11 protein-coding genes and 1 pseudogene are annotated in these 17,869 nt (G+C 70.9%); 6 read left to right on the top strand and 6 right to left on the bottom strand.

The window, feature by feature from the left end:
• Positions 1-333 precede the first annotated feature (333 nt).
• Positions 334-1,038: a transposase gene (locus tag ACXNSR_RS38845; RefSeq protein WP_458643508.1), complete on the bottom strand. Its 705-nt coding sequence runs from the start codon at positions 1,036-1,038 to the stop codon at positions 334-336.
• A gap of 773 nt (positions 1,039-1,811) precedes the next feature.
• On the opposite strand from ACXNSR_RS38845, the gene ACXNSR_RS38840 reads away from it, so the two are divergent.
• The 5 genes and pseudogenes from ACXNSR_RS38840 to fxsT all read left to right on the top strand — a co-directional run bounded on the left by ACXNSR_RS38840 (position 1,812) and on the right by fxsT (position 10,967).
• Positions 1,812-6,359: an RICIN domain-containing protein gene (locus ACXNSR_RS38840; protein WP_458643507.1), complete on the top strand. Its 4,548-nt coding sequence runs from the start codon at positions 1,812-1,814 to the stop codon at positions 6,357-6,359.
• Complete coding sequence (locus ACXNSR_RS38835) at positions 6,356-6,631, top strand: hypothetical protein (RefSeq protein ID WP_458640045.1); 276 nt, start codon at positions 6,356-6,358, stop codon at positions 6,629-6,631. Before ACXNSR_RS38840 ends, ACXNSR_RS38835 begins: the two co-directional genes overlap by 4 nt.
• 191 nt (positions 6,632-6,822) lie before the next feature.
• Positions 6,823-7,926: pseudogene (locus ACXNSR_RS38830) on the top strand (IS701 family transposase).
• Positions 7,927-8,196: 270 nt separating this feature from the next.
• On the top strand, positions 8,197-8,646 hold the full coding sequence (locus tag ACXNSR_RS38825; RefSeq protein ID WP_458640044.1) for a hypothetical protein: 450 nt from the start codon (positions 8,197-8,199) through the stop codon (positions 8,644-8,646).
• Positions 8,647-8,711: 65 nt separating this feature from the next.
• Entirely contained in the window at positions 8,712-10,967 is a 2,256-nt protein-coding gene (gene fxsT / locus ACXNSR_RS38820) for an FxSxx-COOH system tetratricopeptide repeat protein (RefSeq protein WP_458640043.1), read from the top strand.
• Positions 10,968-11,133: 166 nt separating this feature from the next.
• Here the strand turns inward: fxsT and ACXNSR_RS38815 are convergent, their stop codons facing one another.
• Positions 11,134-12,009, bottom strand: a complete 876-nt coding sequence (locus ACXNSR_RS38815; protein ID WP_458640042.1) for a LysR family transcriptional regulator — start codon at positions 12,007-12,009, stop codon at positions 11,134-11,136.
• A 121-nt stretch (positions 12,010-12,130) separates the two neighbouring features.
• On the opposite strand from ACXNSR_RS38815, the gene ACXNSR_RS38810 reads away from it, so the two are divergent.
• The gene (locus tag ACXNSR_RS38810) at positions 12,131-13,129 is read left to right on the top strand and encodes an NADP-dependent oxidoreductase (RefSeq protein ID WP_458640041.1); all 999 of its coding nucleotides are present in this window, start codon (positions 12,131-12,133) and stop codon (positions 13,127-13,129) included.
• Here the strand turns inward: ACXNSR_RS38810 and ACXNSR_RS38805 are convergent.
• The 4 genes from ACXNSR_RS38805 to ACXNSR_RS38790 all read right to left on the bottom strand — a co-directional run bounded on the left by ACXNSR_RS38805 (position 13,042) and on the right by ACXNSR_RS38790 (position 17,819).
• Entirely contained in the window at positions 13,042-13,557 is a 516-nt protein-coding gene (locus tag ACXNSR_RS38805) for a TetR/AcrR family transcriptional regulator C-terminal domain-containing protein (protein ID WP_458640040.1), read from the bottom strand. The genes ACXNSR_RS38810 and ACXNSR_RS38805 overlap by 88 nt on opposite strands.
• Positions 13,554-14,513, bottom strand: coding sequence for a DUF6801 domain-containing protein (locus ACXNSR_RS38800; RefSeq protein WP_458640039.1), 960 nt, complete (start codon positions 14,511-14,513; stop codon positions 13,554-13,556). The genes ACXNSR_RS38805 and ACXNSR_RS38800 overlap by 4 nt, the downstream gene beginning before the upstream one ends.
• A gap of 91 nt (positions 14,514-14,604) precedes the next feature.
• Positions 14,605-17,523, bottom strand: coding sequence for a trypsin-like peptidase domain-containing protein (locus ACXNSR_RS38795; protein ID WP_458640038.1), 2,919 nt, complete (start codon positions 17,521-17,523; stop codon positions 14,605-14,607).
• Positions 17,520-17,819 carry a trypco2 family protein gene (locus ACXNSR_RS38790; protein WP_458640037.1) on the bottom strand — a complete coding sequence of 100 codons (300 nt, stop codon included), beginning with the start codon at positions 17,817-17,819 and terminating at the stop codon, positions 17,520-17,522. The genes ACXNSR_RS38795 and ACXNSR_RS38790 overlap by 4 nt, the downstream gene beginning before the upstream one ends.
• Positions 17,820-17,869: the final 50 nt, after the last annotated feature.

The following is a 17,869-nucleotide window of genomic DNA, read 5'->3' as shown; positions in this document are numbered from 1 at the left end:
AGGGCACCCCGATCCCACCGACTGTCACCGGCCGTACCCCCTCCGGGATGGCCGGCCGGCTGTCGGGACCGCCTCGGGACCCGGGAAAGGACGGGCCGCGGGCCCCGGTGCCCCGGCCCTCTCCGCGCCCGCCCCGGTCGGCCCGCGTACCTGCGGGCAAAACCGCGGGCGGAAGGTCCTGGGCGGAGGATCTCGGTGTGGCGGCATGTGCGGAGACCGCTGGGGCTGCTTGGGTATCGCGTTGCGTCTCGCAGGCGAGGGCGAGAAGGCACACCCCGGCCAGCCACAGAGGAAGTCGCCTGTTCACCGTCCATCACCTCTCGTCGCACCGTTTCATCGCGCCGTGCCGCAGCGCCTTTCGGCTTGTCGCAGCCCTTCGTCGAAGAACTGTTGGTACTGGCGGATGCGCTTGGTGTTCGCCCTGCCAGCCTGTTCCGGCGCGGCCAGCTGGATCAGGGCGTCTTGTTGGGCGGTGCGGCCGCTTCGCAGCTCGCATCGGTCCAAACTCCAGCGCGCCAGCAGGCCCCCAGGTGGCCCGTTGGCCCGGATCTCATCCGTATTTGACGGCGACCCGGATGTGCCGGACGGCCGCCGCCAGACCGCGTTGGCCGGCCGCGTGGGTGGCGCCGATCGATTCCGCGAGCGCGTGAAGTTCGACGGAGCCGGTGATATCCGGGGCCGGCTTGCTTGACCGCTACCACGGCCCGTTCCACCCTGCCGTCGTCCCACTCCAGCTTTGACGGGCCCCGGCGGCGTGCTGACGCGCTCACACGATCGTGGAGTCGACCGCGACGGCCGCTCCAGGTCGCCCTCGGCGTCGGCCTGGGCGAGCAGAGCGGTGAACACCCTTGCCCGGGTGCCTTCGGCCGCCCACTTCCGGAACCGGTTGTAGGCGCCCTTCCACGAGCCGAAGTGCTCGGGCAGGTCCATCCACGGCGTCCCGGTGCGGTACTTGAACGCGATCGCGTCGATCACCTGCCAGTGCTCACGCCACCGCCCGCCCCGCTCAGGCCCCGGTCCGGCAGCGCAACAGCACACATCAACCAACGATCCGATGACCTGATGAAAACGGCCTGGGCTCACTGGCCTGGAGTCGGTCTGCGGAGGCGGACGAGTCGGCTGCCGTGGCGCTTGTTCACCGCCCTTATCACCGTCCCGGGCACTTTGCGGTGGTGGCGGAAAGATTGCGAATAGCGACCAGCACGGCCGGGATCGAAGTGCACCCGCGGGCGGTCTCGCTCCCCGGCCATGGTCACGGCGTACTTCACGCTGTCAGGTCCGGTTCCGCCGAGGCGTGTGCAGTGCTGCATGCCGTCGACCTCCCCACGGGCCGGTACCACTCCAGCGCGGGACGGCCGCCGCATCATCCATCCGAGGACAGCCATGCGCCGCCGGGTATCTGCCTCCACCCCCTCCGCGCTGTGCCACCGGACCTATGAAAGACGGCGCCGTTCGATGCGGCCGCCCTCCGCCGGATGCCCGCCCGAGTCTCTACCCACTACGCGGCCGTATGCGCGTCCGAATAGGTATGGCTCATTTAAGTTAACCGCGGGTAAGGTGATCACCGCGTCGATGGCAGCCCTGACCAGGCTGCCCATGACGCGCGTCATAGGCGGCCGGGGGAACGGTGCCGCTTCGGGGGATGAAAAGCTCGCTTCGCCGCGACACCAGCCGCACAAAATTGTCCGCTGCTGTCCGGTTGTGCCTTCGGGTCCACAAACTGACCCGGGTGCTGCGTCCTCGAGCCCGATCCGCTCCTCGGTTGCCTTCATCCGCCGTGAAGGACAGCATTCGTGCGCTCAAGACCAGGCATGTTCTCCCGGAGATCGCTCAGATCCCGGCTTCTCACTCCCGCCGTCACATCCATAGGCACGCTGGCCGTTCTGGCCGGTCTGGCCGTCCATCCCGCAGTGCTCGACCACGCCAACGCACTACGCGCTGCCGCGGCCGGCAGCTCCGAGGACTGGCTCGACGACACCGCCGCCGAGCAGTGGCGGCAGGACCAGTGCCTGATGGCCGACGTCCTGCGCCTGGGCGGGCCGGCCATGGCGCAGGTCGCCCAGGACGGCCTCAGCCAGCCGCAGGACAAGCTCCATGCCCTGGCCGACCGCAATCACTGGGAGCAGACCCCGCTCGCGGCCGCGTACCAGAAGGACAGGGACGCGGCGAGCAGCGCCATGACGGCGATCGGTTCCCTCCGGACCACGTGGCAGAAGCCCCTGGAGGGGCTGACCACTCCGGGCGGCATCAACAACGCCGACTTCCACTGGCCCCCGGGCTCGCCCGGTGACGGCAAGCAGGACTTCTACGCCCAGACCGGGCTGAGCAAGTGGACCGCCGACCGGTTCTGGACCTCCGAGAGCGACTTCTACAAGGACCCCACGCCTCACGCCTCGCCGGCCGCGGTCACGGCCGTCAAGAACCTCGGCGCGCCCCTCTACGGCAAGGACCCCGACCCCCAGCAGGTCACGGGCGACGCCTGGATCCGGGCGATCGCGGAGCGCGACGCGTACAAGGCCCTCACCGACTGGTCGCGGGAGCCGACGGGTGCCGACAACGCCCGTGTGTTCCTCGCTTCCGGAGGGTTCGCCCGTACGGCACCGGCGGCGGGAACGGCGGAGTACCGCATCGCGGTCGAGGACCTGAAGACCCGCTTCGCCTCCTGTGCCTGGCGTGACCCGATGGACCCGGCCAAGGTGTTGGGCGGGATCACCGAGACGGCCGCCGCCGAGTGGCAGCAGGAGATAGCCTCCCAGCAGACGCAGCGGAACCAGATCCTGGCAGCGAACAAGAACGCCACCCAGTCCCTGGCCGCGGGTGCCAAGGCCCTGGGCGAGCTGCTGGGCCACTCGTGGGTGGCCGACCACGCCGCCCGCTTCCAGGACTACTGGTCTCCCGGCGGCGTCGGAGCCGTCGGCGAGAGCCCGGCGACGATCCAGGTGCACGCCTCGAGCGGCAAGTGCCTCGACGTGCAGGGCGGTGGTACTGCCGACGGGACGCCCGTGCAGGTGTACACGTGCACGGGCTCCGGGGCCCAGTCGTGGCAGCTCTTCGGGGACGATCACGGACTGCACCTGCGGAACAGCAAGTCCTTCAAGTGCCTCGAAGTGGCGTCGAACAAGAACGCCAACGGCACCAAGATCCAGATCGCGACGTGCAACAGCTCGCCGGCACAGACCTGGGACTTCAACCTGCGCGCCACCACCGGCCTGAAGAGCGTCGGCACCGGCAAGTGCGTGGACTTGTCGGCGTACGACAACGGCGTCGACGCGCGGCTGTGGGACTGCAACACGTCGGGCTCGCAGCAGTTCGACGTGAAGCCGTCCGCCAACACCGGCTCCGTTCCGCCCAAGGCGGAGTTCGACAAGGCGAAGAAGGCCGTCACGGACGCCCAGACGGGCGCCAAGAAGCAGCTCGACGTCCTGAAGGCCCAGGCCGCGGCCGCGAAGAAGGCCGCCGCCACCAGCGACACCGCCGAGCAGGCCGCCTACGCGGTCGCGGACTCCGCTGGGGCGCCGCGAGGGCGTGGCCTGTTGATCGGTCAGCAGAAGGCCCAGGTCACCAAGGGTTCGGTGGCGGCGCTGGACGCGATGGTGAAGGCGGGTGAGACCGCGGAGGCAGCCACGCGTGCCTCCGGCGCGGACAGCGACACCATCGCGCAGCGCGCTCTTGCCCAGGCTGCACAGTCGAAGGCGGAGTTCCGCCGGGAGGCCGCGCGCACGGCCGAGCTGCAGGCAAAGGCGGCCGCGGATTCGGCCAAGACGCACCGGGACAACGCCAAGAAGGAAGCGGACACCGCGAAGGCGAAGCTCGGTGAGGCGCTGAAGGCGGAGGCCGACGCGAAGGCGGCGGCAGCAGGCGCCCACGCCAAGCGGCTCGCCGCCGAGGCGGAAGAGGCCACGGCGAAGAAGGAGAAGGAGACCGCGGCCGCCAGGCAGGCCGAGGCCGCGCAGCACAAGAAGAACGCGGAAGCGGAGGCGACCAGGGCGAGCAACGCCAGGACCAAGGCCGAAGCCGCCGAGACGACCGCAGTCGAGCACAGGAACGGTGCCTTCAAGGCCCGCGACACGGCCAAGGCCAAGCGCGACGACGCCTGGCAAGCGGAACAGAAGGCCGACGCCGCGCGCGCCAAGGCGGACGCCCAGGCCGCCTACGCCGCTTCGCTCCTCGCGGGCCCGGAGGCCACCGCCGCCCGCGCGGCCTCCGACCAGGCGAACAAGCACGCGACGGACGCGGAGACCGCGGCCGGCAAGGCGCGCGGCGAGGCCGACGCGGCGACGAAGGCCGCCTCCGAGGCCGACGCGGCCGCGACCCGCGCCGAGGCTGCGGTCAAGCGCTCGCGCGCGGACGCCGACGCCGCCCAGGCCGAGAAGCTGAAGGCGGACGCCGCGGTGCGGACGGCGACGAGCGCCGCCGCCGAGGCGATCGGCGCTTCCGGGCGCGCCGCGTTCGACGCGAGGGCGGCCGTCTCCGAGGCCAACGAGGCGGACGCGCAGGCCAAGACGGCCAAGTCCCAGGCGGACAAGGCGAACGCGGAGGCCGGCAAGGCCCGGGCCGCAGCCGCCAAGGCGGCGGGATTCGCCTATGTGACCGCCCAGGCCGCGGTCGACGCGGGCAAGGCGGCCGCACAGGTCGCCCAGCCCGCGAACGACGCGATCCAGCTCGGCTCGCCGTACGTCACCACCGACTCGGCGGCCGGCCTGGTCGTGCTGACCGGGCAGGCGTCGAAGAGCATCGCGGAACAGCAGAAGGCCATCGCCGACGCGCACGTCAAGAACGCGCAGGAGGAGGCCGCCTCGGCCAAGGCCCTCGCCGACCAGGCGAAGGGCGACGCGAAGGCCGCGTACGAGCACGCGGCGAACGCGGCCAAGCACGCCTCGGACGCCCGTACCTACGCCAAGGAGGCCCTCGGCTACTCGGCCGACGCCGCGAAGTCGGCGTCCCTGGCCGCCGCTTCACTGGCCCGCAGTACCGAGTACGCCAGGCAGGCCGCGGCGGACGCCGTGGCCGCGGACCAGGCCGCCGGCCGCTCCGAGGGCTACGCCAAGGCGGCCCGCGACTCCGCCGACCAGGCAGCCCTCGACGCCGCTGGCGCCCGCGCGGCGGCCACCCGGGCCGAACAGGACGCGAAGAGCGCCCGGGAGGCCGCCGACCGCGCCGCGATCGCCGCGACCGAGGCCGAACAGGCCGCGAAGGACGCCGACAGGTACGCCAAGGAGGCCCAGGAAGCCGCCGACAGGGCCGAGAAGGCCGCCCAGGCGAAGCAGATCAACGCCGGAACCGTGCCCGACGGGTCCGGCGGGTCGATCGGCAGCATGTTCTACGTCATCGACCACACCGAGAACATCGGCAAGCCCGAAACCCTGAAGAAGACGGCGGGCTGCGACGGCATCATCGACGCGCTCTTCTACAAGGGCGACTGCACGCTGACGGTGAAGATCCGGTACATAGCTTTCCTCGACGTGTACCTGTGCAACACGCTGGTCATGGACCCGTCGAAGTCCACGTGTCCTTCGGGCGAGACGAAGTACATGGGGCAGTACCCGACGGAAGAGCTCTCGCAGGAAGTCACGCACACCATCACGATCGCCGAGTACCAGGCGGGGATCGATCCGGTGGACATCCTCTTCGGGCACTGGATCAAGTGCGGCGAGAAGTTCTCCTCCGGCTTCGAGCGCGGGAGCTGGGGCGGCTGCGCATGGGCGGCCCTGGACGTCGGGCTCCTCTTCGCAGGGAAGATCCTCAAGCCCATCGCGGACGCCGTCCGCGCGGCCGACGCCGCCGTGATGACCGGTATCGGATTCGCCGATGCCTACAAGGCCCTGCGGACTCTTGGCGTACCCGAAGCGGCCATCTCAGGCATCATCAACAAGGCCTTCCAGAAGCTGCGCGAAGCCTGCAAGACCAAGATCCCTGCTGGAAAGACCGCACCCCGGGCTGCTGCGGCGTCCAGTAAGGCCAGTACGTCCCCTTGCCTTGATTGGGGCGACGACTACGGCAGCGGAAGTCATGGGATATCGGGCTCCATCGACAAGGAAGGTGTCCTGCATCTCGTCGTTCTCGCCAAGGAGGGAAAGACTCCGGTCGGCAGTGTCATGATCGACGACGTGATGGAGCACATTGGCGGAAACGCGAAGGGAATGGCGGGAACCTGGCTGAGCGGCGGTGAAATGAAGGACAACCTGGACAGCTTCAACGCCGGCATACAGAGCCTCAAGTTGAGCGAGGAGGAGGCAGCACGGCTGACATTCACCGGTAAGATGGCCACGAAGCACGGCTTCACCGGGCGGGTTGAGTTCTCGAAGCGGGAAGGAACTCCGGGTAACTACAGCAGGGTTGAGGTCGTATTTTGGAAATGAAGAATCCAAAGCTGATCGGCTCCGGCATTCGCGAGCGCGCGGTCCGCGGTGACGACGCGCTGGACATCGCGCTATGGGTGAAAGAAGAGCTGGGAAGCGAAGCGACCTTCTTCGCTTTCGTGCACTGCTTCTACCTTGGACTGGGAGTTCCGGTCCACGCGATCAGGCACTTGGAGGGGTGGAACGGCGTAGGGGGCAACCGAGAAGTTCCGGATTCCGATGTGAGGGCGAGCCTTGATCCCTACATCGCGCCGCTGAGACACCAGTCGTGACTTCAAGCAGCCGCAACTGATCATCTGACAGGCGGACGGCCGACCGGGGAACCCGCCCCGGCCGGACGTCCGCCTTCGGCGGTCTCGGGGGGAGGCACTCTCCGACGGCACGCGAAGAGGAACGGCCCCGCAGGGCCGAAGTGATCGACCACCGCCGCGGTCCCTGGCCGGACCGGGTGGTGGCATAGCGGTTGACGGAGGCTCTGGCGTTAGCACCGCTGCGGGGGTATCTGCGCGGACTACTGCTGGAGGGTCGGCGGAAGTCGATGCAGCCGATGGTCGAACGGCTCGGGGTCGATCACCAGCAGTTGCAGCAGTTCATGACGCCCTCGACCTGGCCGGTCGGGGACGTCCGGGCCCGGCTGGCATGACGGGCGGTGGCAGCGGCGCGGCCGCAGGTGTGGGTGGTGGACGACACCGGATTCCCGAAGGACGGCCGTTCCTCGCCCGGGCCGGCCCGGCAGTACTCCGGCACCCTGGGCAAGGTTGGCGACTGCCAGATCGGTGTCAGCGTCCACGCTGCCTCCGACGCCGCCTCGTGCCTGCTGTCCTGGCGCCTGTTCCTGCCCGCCGCCTGGGAGGGGCCCGACGCCGCAGCCCGCAGGCGGGCCTGCCGGATCCTCGAGACCGTCCCCCACCGGGCCAAGTGGCAGCTCGCACTGGACCTGCTCGATGAACTCGCCGCCACTGGGCTGCGGCCCGTAGTCCTGGTCGCGGACACCGGATACCGCGCCAACTCCGACTTCCGCCGCAGCCTGGAAGACCGCGGCCGGACCTACGTGCTGCAGGTCGAAGCCGAAATGACCGCCTACGGCGAGTACGCCGAACCTCACCAGCCGGCCTGCGGCAGCCCGGGCCCGCGGCCGCTGCCCCACTACCGCACCCGCCCGGTCTCCTTGCGCGAGCACGTGCTGGCCGCAGGCCGCAGGCCGCAGCAGTGGCCTCACCCTGACGTGGCGCAAGGGCTTGAAAGCGGCGATGAGCTCCCATTTCGTGTTCCTGCGGGTCCGGCTCGCCGGGCGTCGTCCCAAGCCGTCGCAGGACGGCACGATCCCCGGTGCAGTACTGGATCTCGAACCTGCCCGCCGACATCCCCGCCAAAGATCTGGTCCGCCTGGCGAAGTCCCGCTGGCGGATCGAGCACGACTACCGCGAGCTGAAAACCTGCCTGGGCCTGGACCACTTCGAGGGGCGCTCGTTCACCGGGCCGGCACCGGCATATCACCGTCGTCACCGCCGCCCACTTCTTCCTGACCGAACAGCGGAGGACCCCAAAAGCCCCCGCCAGGGCCTGACCCTCTACCAGGCCCCGGACCTCCTCCAACACCTCATCGCCACCTGGACCGGCACCTGCCCCACCGGCCGACAAGCCATCCCGCATCCATACGACACGAGCTAACAAAGCGTTACTAGGGCATGCTGATCGCTGCGGTTGGGTCTTGGGCGGAACACGCGCTGCGTACGCGTGGTCCGGTACGACCGTCGCGCACGGTCCGTGGTGGGTCGTGCGTATGAGTGCAGTGATGGGGGGGGTGGGCACGATGTTGGCGGAATCGTTGACCGCGTTGGCCACTGCGGCAGGTGCCGGGGTGGTGCAGGCCGCGACGACGGACGCATGGGCGGGTGTCAGGGTCCGGGTCGCGCGGTGGTTCGGGCGCGGCAGCGAGCGGCGGGAGCAGGCGCAGTTGGAGCGGCTCGACCGCACGGCGGCCGAGCTGGTCGCGGGTGGCGGGGCGGAGCGGGAACGGGAGCTTCTGGCCCGGGGGTGGCAGATCCGGTTCGAGGGCGTGCTCGAGGATCTGGAGGAGCCGGAGCAGCAGCTGGCCGCAGCCGAGCTGCGGACGCTGCTGGAGGAGGAAGGCGTGGGTGCGGGTGGCGTCTCGGCCGGTCCGGGCGGGGTGGCTGCCGGCCGGGACATCAGTGTGAAGGCCGAGCACGGTTCCATCGCTGCGGCCGTGCTGGAGGGAGGGGCCCACATCGGCCACCCTCCGGTGCCGGATCCGTCCCAGGGCTGACCGGACCGGCGCTTCCAAGCCCTCACGACTTCGCTCCGCCAGCCGGCGGGGTACACGTTCACGCCGTGCAAGGAGGTCTGGCGGCCTACCACATCGATCACGTCACCTATCAGTCCGTACCGCGGGGCGGGGTCTCCTGGCCGCATCAGGTCGGTGTTCTGCCCCGTCGGGCCGGCGCGTTCCTGGAGCGGACCGAAGCGCACCGGCTGCGGGACGGCGCCAGGGACACGGGCAGGGCGGTGCAGGTCCTGGTCGGGATGGGCGGGGTCGGCAAGACCCAGATCGCCGCCGACCACGCCCGGCGCGCCTGGAGCAACGGGGAGGTCGACCTCCTCGTGTGGGTGACGGCAGCGAGCCGGCAGGCTGTCATCAGCGCCTACGCCCAGGCGGCCGTCGAGATCCTTGGCGCGGACCCGACCGATCCGGAGCAGGCCGCACGCGCGTTCCTGGCCTGGCTGGAGCCCAAGCCCGCATCGCAGTCGGCGCGCTGGCTCATCGTTCTGGATGACGTCGCCGACCCCGGGGACCTGCGCGAACTCTGGCCTCCCGCTCACCCTCTGGGCCGGACCGTGATCGCCACCCGTCGTCGCGATGCCGTCCTGACCGGCTACGGGCGCCTCGTCCCGGTGGGCCTGTTCTCCCCGGAGGAGTCTCTCGTCTACCTGGAGGGAGCCCTGTCCGCGTACGGTCGGGGCGACAACACTGCGGACCTCGTGGCACTGGCCGGAGACCTCGGACGCCTGCCGCTCGCCCTGTCCCAGGCCGCCGCCTACCTCGGTGACTCCGGCCTGGACGCCGCCGCCTACCGCATCCGGCTTGCCGACCGCGCGCGGCAACTCGACGACCTGCTCCCCGAGCCCGGCACCCTGCCCGATGACCAGTCGGCCACAGTTGCCGCCGCCTGGTCCCTGTCCCTGGAGTACGCGGACCGGCTCCGCCCCGCCGGCCTGGCCCGCCCCATGCTGCAGCTCACCGCGATGCTCGACCCCAACGGCATCCCCCACCCGGTCCTGACCCACGGAGCGGCCCTCACGTATCTCTCCGCCCATCGCGCCGCCCAGCTGGGCGAAGGCCCTGTTCCGGTGCCGCTCGCGGTCTCCGAGGAAGAGGCCACCGGCGCGTTGCGGACCCTTCACCGGCTGAACCTGATCGACCACGACCCCGAGGAACCCCACCAGGCAGTACGCGTCCACCAAGTCGTCCAGCGGGCCACCCGAGACTCCCTCGACACCGACCACCGCGACCGCCTCGCGCGCACCGCAGCCAACGCTCTGACCGACGCCTGGCCCGAGCTGGAGCGTGACACCGACCTCGCCCGCGCCCTACGCGCGAACGCCACCGCTCTGGTCGCCTGCGCTGAAGACGCCCTGTACCGGCCCGAGGTCCACGGATTGCTGTTCCGCCTGGGCGAAAGCCTCGGGCGCGCCGGTCAAGTCTCCGCCGCCGTCGAACACTTTCTGCACCTGGCGGACAGCGTCACCTGCCGCTTGGGTCCGAACCACCCTGCCGCTCTGAACGCCCGCGGCAGCCTCGGCACCTGGCAGGGAGAGGCGGGGGATGCGGCCGGGGCTGCTACGGCGTACACCGGCCTGCTGGAGGATTACCTGCGAGTGATGGGTCACGACCACCCCGAGACCCTCAGCACCCGAAGCGACCTCATCGCCTGGCGGAGCAGTGTCGGGGAACCGGGTGCGGCCGCCGCGGCGTACACGGAACTGCTGGAGGACTGCCTGCGGATTCTGGGCGGTGACCACCCCGAAACCCTCACCGTCCGGAGCCACCTCGCCTCCTGCCGAGGGGAGGCGGGTGATCCGGGTGCGGCGGCCGCCGCGTACACCACCCTGCTGGAGGACTATCTGCGGGTGATGGGCCCCGACCACCCGCACACCCTCAACACCCGCAGTACCCTGGCCGCCTGGGAGGGCAGGGCGGGGAACGCCGCAGCCGCGGCCGGCGCGTTCGCCGCGCTGTTGGAGGACTGCCTGAGAGTCATGGGCCCCGGCCACCCGCGCACTCTCGGCACCCGCAACAACGTCGCCTACTGGCTGGGAGAGGCGGGGGATCCGGGTGCGGCGGCCGCCGCGTACGCCGACCTGCTGGAGGACTACCTGCAGGTGATGGGTCCCGACCACCCCGAAACCCTGGGCACCCGAAGCGACCTCGCCCGCTGGCAGGGAGAGTCGGGAGATGCGGCCGGGGCTGCTGCGGCGTACACCGGCCTGCTGGAGGACTACCTGCGGGTGATGGGTCCCGACCACCCGCACACCCTCGCCGCACGAGGCGACCTCGCCCGCTGGCAGGAGCGAGCGGTCCTGAACTGAAACGGAAGGCTGGACGGGCCGGTCGGCAGCGCCTGCCGACGGCTGTCTTCTCAGGCTCCTTGAAGGCAGGCACGTCTCGCTGTGTGTCCGGTTGCTCTCCCTCACCACGAGCACCACGAGCACTGCTTGTTGCGGTCCGGCGCCACACGGGTCGGACGGGTCCCGGTCAGGCTGCCGGGGCGGTCAGGACGTCCTTGGCCGTCAGACGGAGATTCCTGATCATCGGGTTCGGGTCGCCCTTGCGGCTGACCAGGACGACCTTGCTGGGGGGAGCGCCCTCGATCGGGACGGTGACGAGGTCGGGACGCAGTGAACTGCGCCGATCGCCGACCGGTAGCACGGCGATCACCTTGCCGCTCGCTACGAGTTCGAGCTTGTCCTCGTAGCTCTCGATCTCCGGCACACCGGTCCCGAGGATCCGGTAGGAGGTCCAGTACGCGGTCTCGAGCGCGCACGGCGCCACCTCCTCGCCGGCCAGTTCTTCCGCGGTCACCGACGCGCGGTCGGCCAGGGGGTGGCCGCGCGGGACCACGAGCATCCTGGGCTCCTCGTACAGCGGGGTGGTGACCACGTCCTCGGCGGCGAGCGGCAGCGGAACCCGCGCGATCAGGGCGTCGACGCGCTTGTCGGACAGTGCCCCGACGTCGCGGCAGCTCAGGTACCGGGTGGTGATCTCGGCGTCCGGGTGCCGGTGGCGCAGTTCCCGTACGGCGGCAGTGATCACCAGGTCGTCGACGTAGCCGATGGTGATTCGTTCGGTCCCGGCTTGTTCGCGCACGGCCAGCTCGGCCTGGCGGGCGGCCTGCAGCAGGGCTTGGGCCTGGGGGAGGAACCTCTGGCCGGCCGGGGTGAGCCGGGTGCCCTGGGGTCCGCGGTCCAGCAGTCGTGCCCCGAGGTGCTTCTCGAGCCGTTGGATCTGGCGGCTCAGGGCCGGCTGGGCCACGTGCAGGTCGGCGGCGGCGCGGCCGAAGTGCTGGTGCGCCGCCACCACGGTGAAGTAGCGCACCAGCCGCAGTTCCAGGTCCTGTCCGGGATCGTTCACCCTTGCAGCGTACGCGTCATGCCGTTTCGGAATGACCGGTTGCCGAACCGGTCTTGGACGGCCGTACCGTCCTGGGCCTTGACTGGAGGAGCAACGTTTCCCCGAGAAAGAGACAGGCGCGATGAAGGCGATCCAGTTCCACGAAGCGGGCGGGCCGGAAGTTTTGCACTACGACGAGGTGCCGGTTCCCGGGATCGGCCCGGGCGAGGTGCTCGTCCGGGTGCACGCGGCGGGCATCAACCCGCCGGACTGGTACCTGCGTGAGGGGATGAAGGTCGTCCCGGCCGAAATGAGGCCGGCACTGGAGTTCCCCCTGATCCCCGGAACGGACATGTCGGGCGTGGTCCAGGAAGTCTCCCCGGACGTGCAGGGGTTCGCCGTCGGCGACGAGGTCTTCGGCATGCTGCGGTTCCCCGGATTCGGCGGCCGGACCTACGCCGAGTACGTGGCCGCGCCGGCTTCGGACCTGGCCCACAAGCCGGCCGGTATCGACCACGTGCAGGCGGCCGGGGCGCCGATGGCCGTGCTCACGGCCTGGCAGTACCTGGTTGATCTCGGCCATGACGCGCCGTCTCCCTTCACCGGCCAGGTGCACCGGCCGGTGCCGATCACGCCGGGGATGACCGTGCTGGTCAACGGGGCCGCCGGTGGAGTGGGGCACTTCGCGGTGCAGCTGGCGAAATGGAAGGGGGCACACGTGATCGCGGTGGCCTCGGGCCGGCACGAGCAGTTCCTGCGCAAGCTCGGCGCCGATGAATTCATCGACTACACCAGGGCGCGGGCCGCGGACACGGTCAGCGGTGTCGACCTGGTGATCGACACCGTCGGCGGCCCGGACAGCTCACGCTTCCTGACCGTGCTCAAGCGCGGCGGCACCATGCTTCCGGTGTTCTTCGCCCAGTACGACCCGGAAGTGACGGCACGTCTGGGTATCACGGTCTCGGACACCCAGGTGCGTTCCAATGGTCCTCAGCTCGCCGAGATCGGGCGCCTGTTCGACGAGGGCACGCTCCGGGTCGGGGTGGACAGCACCTATCCGCTGCCCGAGGCGGGCAGCGCACACACGCGAGCCGCGCAGGGCCACCTCCAGGGCAAGATCGTGCTGACCGTGGCCTCCTGACTGCCGGACTCTGCCAGGCGGTGGAGAGTTCCCCGACGAACCCCCGGTTGCTGCTGCCGGATCGTCAGGGGCCGCGCGGGGAGGCCGGCTTCCCATCCGTCGAGGAATCGTTCCCGTCCCGGTTCGAACCCGCGCCCGGCCTTGACGACTTTGTCGAGGTAGGGCGCGTGGGCGTCCATCCATTCCCCGGTGCCGGCTCCGGAGCGTCGGACGGCTTCCTGTTGGGCGAGCTCGCCGATGGCGCAGCCGCGGACGAAGGCCTGCAGCGTGTTGTCGACGGCGCTCATGACCTCGATGTCGAAGCCGAGGGGATCGAGGGCGGCGAGTGCGCGTTCGGCCGCATCGAGGGAGTTCGGCCCAAGTGAGGGGTGCCCTGCCCCGAGGGAGGTCTGTCCGGAGGCTTCCGTGACCGGAGCACAGGAGGTCACGTGGGAGGGAGGTGGCCGTGCGGGCGGCGCCGATGTCTGCGTGTGACGAAGAGGGCGGCAGCACCAGCGGCCGACAGCAGGCCCGTGCAGCCGAGCAGGCGCAAGCCGGGGTCGGCGCCGGTCTCGGGGAGGGCGTCCTGCGGTATGGAGGCCGGGGCATCCGGCGTGGTTCGGGTGGTTGTCGGTGCAACGGTGGCTGGGGGCGGACCGGCAGGGCTTGCTGCCCCGGGCGCGGTCCGGTCCGTGTCCGTGTCCGTGTCAGCGCCCGGACCCGGATCGGGGGTGGACGCGGGCGTGGGACCGGAGTCGGGATCGGGATTTCGGCCGGGACGGGGGTCCGTGATGCGGAACGGGGTCAGGACGTTGTTCTGTCCGGGGTCCGGCGTGCACCGGGCGGTGATCTCGCCCGGGTGGACGGCATCGCCCCTCGCGTTCTTGAGGGCGAGGTGCGCGACGAGGTCGTCGACGGTGATCCGCGCGCTGCCGGCCTGCTTGAAGGTCAGCGTCGGGGCGGAACCCGAGGCCTCGATGTGGAAGGGACCAGCCGCCGGGACACCGGCCTTTACGCGGACCGGCACGTTCACCCGGCTCTCCCCCTCCGGGGCCGTCACGCTCACCCGTGTCTCCACCGTGCCCTCGATGTCCGTCACCCCGATGCCGGCCAGCACCATCGCGGCATCCGCGGGTACCGGGACCGCAGCGCTGACGGGAAAGCTCCGGGTAGGCGTTCCGACCTCGACCGAGTCAGGGATGTCCGCGTGGATCCGTACCGTGACCGGCAGGTTCCCGATCAAGGTGGTCGAGCACGTGTACCGCAGGGTGAGTGACACCGGGTCCGCGGCCGCGGGTCCGGTTGCGGGGAGTGTCAACGCCCCGCCCGCAGCCGCCGCAGCCACCAACCGTCCAAGCGAGCCGCGTGGCTTCGGAGGGTTCTGGGCGTGCGTGCCGTTTCTCATGTTGATCCCCATCAGGTTGTTGTGAGTTCTCGGAGCTTCGGAGGAATGCGTCTCGGGGCGGGATGGGCGGGTCACCACCGTGTTCTGCCCGTCACCGGGTCGGTCGGCCGGTGACGATGTCGGCGGGCGTGGGACCGGCCGCTCTCGGGGCCGCGTCGGCCGTGGTGCCGGTGGTCGCGGGGCCGCCGCCTGCGCCGCCGGCCAGAAAGGCCCGGGCCAGATGGTCCTGGAGTTGGGCGTGACGGAACTGGTAGACCGCGCCGGCCTGGCGCAGGACGTCCCGCTCGCAGGCGTCGTCGAGGAAGGCGATCAGCCGCCAGGGCAACTTCCCCGTGAGCGGCAGCCAGATGCGCCCGAGGGCCACCCACTGGCCCCACGCGGTGAAGGCGAGCCCGTACGCGAGTCCGCCCGCGAATGCGGCTTCGATCCCGAACGCGAGCCCCACCAGCAGCCCCCACACGGGCCCGGCCGTGACCGCGTTGGCACAACCGGCTCCCGTCCCGAACACGAGCGCCCACACCAGCAGATGGAAGAGCACGTTCCTGCGGTCCTGGCCGAGCAGCTCCGAGGAACTGACACCGGACCGGACGTCGAGGGGGACCTCCAGCCAGGCCAGCAGCCCGAGCACCGACCCGGCCCCGAGTCCGAGCCCGGGTACGAACACGAGGGCCCCCGCGAGCCCGCCGTCCAGGCCGTCCGAGAGTCCCAGGGAGTCGACGACGAACCTGTCCGTGAACAGGAGCGCGAGCGCCGCCAGGACCCCGCACCCGAGCCCCAGCCGGAACCTGGGGAGGACTTCCGTACGCCTGCGCCCGGTCCTGCCGAAGACCTGGACGCGTACGCGGGCCGGCTCTGCCTCGCCCCGCGACACGAATCCGTAGAGGAGCCCGAAGAACAGCCCGTTCACGAGCGCGTGCAGGAGCCCGACCACGAGTCCCCGCACGAGCGCGAACCCGAGCCCGAACGACGTCGCGACCAAGTCCACGGGAACGTTGCCGACGGCGGTCGTCACCCCGAGGGCCAGTGCCGCCAGGAATCCGATCACGAGCATCCGCGTGGAACGGCTCATCGTGCTGCCCAGCTGCCACCAGGCGAGGTCACGTGCCGGAACGCCCGTGGCCGCCCTGCCGAGCTGGTCCAGGTGCGCGGCGAGGTAGCCGAGCCACTGCTGCGCTCGCTCGGGGTTCCAGTCCAGCCTGCGGCGGCGGCTGCCGCGTTCGGTGGGCGTGGGCTCGTAGGCGGCCGGGGTGAACGCGGCCAGCAGATGCCTCTGCAGGGCCTCCGGGCCGGCGAACTCGGTGGTGTCCAGGAGTCGTGCAGGGTCGGGCCCGGTGGCGTCGCTGTAGACGGCGCGGGCCATGGCGACCATCAGCGGGGTGACGAGCACCCTGGCCAGGTTCTCCGCGCCCGGGGTCCGCTGTTGCCGGCGCAGCCCGTCCAGGACGGGTTCCCACACCGTGCCGTGCGTACCTCCGTCGACGCCCGGACGGCTGGTGAGGGGCAGATAGAGGGCGATGTCGTCCAAGGTCAGGTCGTCCAGCTCGACGACGGCGGCCTTCGGCAGCGGCCGGGCCTCCACGGCCTCGGCGTACTCCTTGGTCCGGCTGGTGAGGAGCAGCGGGGTGGTGGTGCGGTCGAGCTCTTCGAGCGCTGGGCGTCGCAGGCCCTCGGCGATTTCGTCGAATCCGTCCATGACGGGCAGGATCCAGCCGGTGTCGACCAGTGCGCCGGCCAGATTTCCCCCGTGGGCGGCGGGGCCGGCGAGGCCGTGGTCGCGTATCAGCCGGTCGCACATCCAGTCGCGCAGGGAGACGGTGGTCGGGTTCCATGACCCCAGGCTGAAGATCACCGGTACGGGCTCGTCCGGCATTCGGGCGGCCAGCCGGTCGAGGACGAAGCGCAGGGTCAGGATCGTCTTGCCCGCCCCGGCCTCGCCGAGCACCACCAGCCGGCCCGACGGGACGGACCGGTACACCTCCACGATGCGGTCGGTGCTGCCGGTCAGTGCGAGCGGCGCCGGATCCGTCCCGGGTGCGGCGGCCATGATCTTGGCCCAGTGGTCGAGCAGGCGTGCATCGGCATTTCGGAAGCGCACGGGGAGCGGGAACGGGTCGTGCACACGCCGCCGCCGTTCCTCCTTCCGCCATTGTCCGGCCACCCTGGTGGCGAGCAGCCCGGCGGCCTCCCGCAGGTCCGTCACACCGGGGAGCGGCGGTCTGCGGGGAAGCTCCTCCAGTCCGCGCGGATGCGCGGGCAGCCCGATCAGTGAGCTCAGCTCGCCGAGCTGCTGCGGGCTCACCTGCCGGTACCAGCGGTCCACCGGGCTCGCCGCGAGCGTGCCGAGCCCGTCGGAGCGGTAGTGCTTGGTGATGAGCCCGATCACGCACCCGCTGCTCCATACCGGGGCCCCCGACATGCCCTCCCAGGGCGAACGGCTCCGCTCGGGGTCGTGTTCCGGGGAGGAGTTCAGGGTAATTTCCAGGCTGCCCTCGCGCTGGTTCGACAACGGGGTGGCCTCCCCCCGCGCGTGGTGGGAGTCCCGGTACAGCACGGCCGCGCCGCCGTCCGGCGGCCTGGTCCCGGTCCCGGTCCTGGTCCCGGTCCCGGTCCCGGTCCGCAGTCTGAACCTCGGGAACCCCAGCGCCTCGCACTCCACCGGCTTCGCCACACGGGCGAAACGGACCGGCGCGGCCGCGACGCCAGCGGCGCTGTCCGTGCCCGATCCGCCGACGGTTGTGTCTGCGAGGGCGATCAGCGCGATGTCCACGGCGGAGTTCGCCCAGAGCGGTTCGCCCTGAACCTCGTACGTGCCGCCGTCCTCGGTGAGGAAGCGCACCCGCACCGTCTCCGCTCCGCACACCACGTGCGCGGCGGTGAGCACCACGTTCCCCGCCACCTGGTAGCCCGACCCGCGCCCTCCGGGCCCCGTGCCGCAGGTGGTGATGACCTGGACCGCCCTGCGCCGGTCGAGCCCGTCCGGCTCCGCCGGCCCGCCCACGACGGCGCTCACTGCTCGTGTGCGTCTGCGCGGCCGGAGATGAACGGCGGTCGGTCCCGCCCCGCCAGGGCCGGCTGCAGCGCCAGCGAGATGCGCTGGACCGAGACGGAGTTCACCGCCGCCTCCGCACCGGACTCCATCACCCAGAACCGTACCTTCGCCCCCGCCTGCCCGGACCGCTCCAACGCGACCGACAGTTCCAGCTCGATCGGTCCCAGCTCGAAGTGCAGCGACTCGCCCTCCGCCGCGACGATCGCCCGGCCCAGCTCCACCCGTAGGTCCCTGATCACGCTCGTCAACTCGATCACACCGTGCCCCTTGCGCTCCCCGGCTTGTCGGCCGTTCTCCCTCACATCTC

It is taken from the genome of Streptomyces sp. NC-S4 (assembly GCF_054353315.1).
Note: the sequence above shows the minus strand (reverse complement) of the source record. Positions and strands in the feature narration are given on the sequence as shown.

What these genes read in the sequence shown, in the direction of transcription:
- ACXNSR_RS38800 (WP_458640039.1), bottom strand. Translation starts at nt 14,513, where the DNA reads ATGAGAAACGGCACGCACGCCCAGAACCCTCCGAAGCCACGCGGCTCG.
- ACXNSR_RS38840 (WP_458643507.1), top strand. Translation starts at nt 1,812, where the DNA reads ATGTTCTCCCGGAGATCGCTCAGATCCCGGCTTCTCACTCCCGCCGTC.
- ACXNSR_RS38810 (WP_458640041.1), top strand. Translation starts at nt 12,131, where the DNA reads ATGAAGGCGATCCAGTTCCACGAAGCGGGCGGGCCGGAAGTTTTGCAC.
- ACXNSR_RS38835 (WP_458640045.1), top strand. Translation starts at nt 6,356, where the DNA reads ATGAAGAATCCAAAGCTGATCGGCTCCGGCATTCGCGAGCGCGCGGTC.